Consider the following 1,955-nt stretch of genomic DNA (forward strand, 5'->3'; position numbering starts at 1 on the left):
GTCCGGCGAAGCTGCGGGCCACGGCGTGTGCACCACGGGCTGGGCTCACGCCCGACCGCGCGGCTGCGGGGTCGCTGCGCAGCACGGCATCGGAGGCCAGCAGTGCGAGCAGCCCGTCGAAGTCGCCGCCGCGTGAGGCAGCCAGGAAGGCCGCGACGAGCTGGTGGTGGCGGGCGGCGTCTGGTTCGCCGACCGCTGTGGCACCCTGCACTCGGCGGCGGGCGCGGCTGGCGAGCTGGCGGGCGGCGGCTGGGGTGCGCTCCACGATCGGGGCGATCTCCTCGAACGGCACCGCGAACATGTCGTGCAGCACGAACGCCAGTCGTTCGGCGGGGTTCAGCGTGTCCAGGACCACCAGCAGCGCCAGGCCGACCGAGTCGGCCAGCTCCGCCTGGTGCTCGGGGTCGGCGCCATCCTGGCCGGCGCCGGCCTGGACGGTGTGGTGGCTGTCCCAGAGGTCCTCGCGGCGGGTGCCGCGGGAGCGCAACATGTTCAGCGACACCCGCGCCACCACTGTGGTGAGCCACCCGGCAAGGTTGTCCACGTCGGCGGTGTCGGTGCGGCTGAGCCGCAGCCACGCTTCCTGCACGGCATCATCGGCCTCGCTCGCCGAGCCCAGCACCCGCAGGGCCACGGCGCGCAGGCGTGGCCGGTGCTCCTCGAACCGCGCCGCCAGAAACTCATCTTCGTTCACCGGTCACGTTCTCCTTCGCATCGGTCACCTCATTGACCCGCGCACCCAAGCCGATGTGACACAGATCCACCCTCGCGTGGTCTGTCACATCCAGCGCGGGAGGCGGGTCAGTGGGGTGACCTACCACCGGCAGGGCCGGGGCAAGTGCCTCGGCGTCTTTCGAAGGAGAGCAGCGATGGAAGCTCGCATGAAGAACCCGGCCTATGTGCTGCCCGACGGCCTCAAGGGGATCCAGACCATGCTCAAGGGCGTGTACTCCGCCGGCGCATCCCAGGAGGTGCTGGAGCTGACCGCGCTGCGTGCCAGCCAGATCAACGGGTGCAGCGCATGCGTGTACTCCCACATACGGAACCTGAAGAAGGCGGAGGAGAGCGAGGACCGTATCGCGAATGTGGCCGCCTGGCAGGAGGCGCCTTTCTACACCGACGCCGAGCGGGCCGCACTCGCCCGCGGCGGTGACCTTTCGAGATCACACCACCGCACGGCCGGTCGCCGGAGCAACGCCGTGCCTGTACCGGCCCCGATGCGCGTACGGCACCGCCTTGATCCTGATCCACCCCCCGTCACCATCAAAGGAGACCCAGCATGACCGCCACATCAACCACCGTCACCCGCGTCTGGCCGCGTCGGCTGCTGACGCTGCTCTACTGGTTCCTGGCCGTGGAGTTCGTCATCGGCGCGGTGACCAAGTACTGGCCGGGCCCGACGTTCTTCGGACCGGCGTACTCGGTGAAGTTCGCCGACTGGGGCTACCCGCCCTACGCACGCTTCGCCGTCGGCGCGATCGAACTCATCTGCGCGATCCTGCTCGTACTGCCGGACAGGCGCTACAAGTTTCTGGGCGCCTCGACGCTGGTGCTGGTCCTGACCGGCGCGGTCACCACCCACATCGTCAACCACGACCCGATCTACGAGAGCGTCTCCGCGCCCATCCACCTGATGATCATGGCGATCATCGCCCTTGCGACCTGGCCGGCCCATTGGCTGGACCTGTTCCGTTCACATGCGGCGTTCACAGCCAGACGCAGTTACCGCTGATGACCGTCCCGTTGTTCCTCGCCCCCGAAGCCATCGCCACGGGCACGGTTCACCTCGTCCCACCACGACGTACCCACTGACCAGCCGCTTCTCCCGGGCGGGACGGGACACTGCCCCTTTCTCCCGTACTTGGTCTACCTCTCCTTTGGAGGCTGCGGGTCACCGGCTGCGGGCGGTGATGTCGCCGTTGGAGGTGGTGGCGTGGATGTCGAGTTCGGCGGTG

At 68.8% G+C, this 1,955-nt stretch carries 3 protein-coding genes; 2 read left to right on the forward strand and 1 reads right to left on the reverse strand.

The genetic code is table 11. The features are described from left to right. The coding region (locus AB0J09_RS63630; protein ID WP_360714071.1) for a sigma-70 family RNA polymerase sigma factor at window positions 1–694 on the reverse strand (694 nt) is incomplete at its 3' end. Between the two features lie 175 nt (window positions 695–869). Between AB0J09_RS63630 and AB0J09_RS63635 the strand changes: the two genes are divergently transcribed. Together AB0J09_RS63635 and AB0J09_RS63640 are read left to right on the forward strand one after the other, a co-directional pair. Beyond that, entirely contained in the window at window positions 870–1,283 is a 414-nt protein-coding gene (locus AB0J09_RS63635) for a carboxymuconolactone decarboxylase family protein (protein WP_360714073.1), read from the forward strand. Next, window positions 1,280–1,732 (forward strand): DoxX family protein, encoded by a 453-nt coding sequence (locus tag AB0J09_RS63640; protein WP_360714075.1) that lies wholly within the window; start codon window positions 1,280–1,282, stop codon window positions 1,730–1,732. Before AB0J09_RS63635 ends, AB0J09_RS63640 begins: the two co-directional genes overlap by 4 nt. Window positions 1,733–1,955: the final 223 nt, after the last annotated feature.

The organism is Nonomuraea sp. NPDC049784 (assembly GCF_040659615.1).
Lineage (GTDB): Bacteria > Actinomycetota > Actinomycetes > Streptosporangiales > Streptosporangiaceae > Nonomuraea.

Excerpts from the sequence above, each read along its gene's own strand:
- AB0J09_RS63635 (WP_360714073.1), top strand. The coding sequence starts at position 870 with ATGGAAGCTCGCATGAAGAACCCGGCCTATGTGCTGCCCGACGGCCTC.
- AB0J09_RS63640 (WP_360714075.1), top strand. The coding sequence starts at position 1,280 with ATGACCGCCACATCAACCACCGTCACCCGCGTCTGGCCGCGTCGGCTG.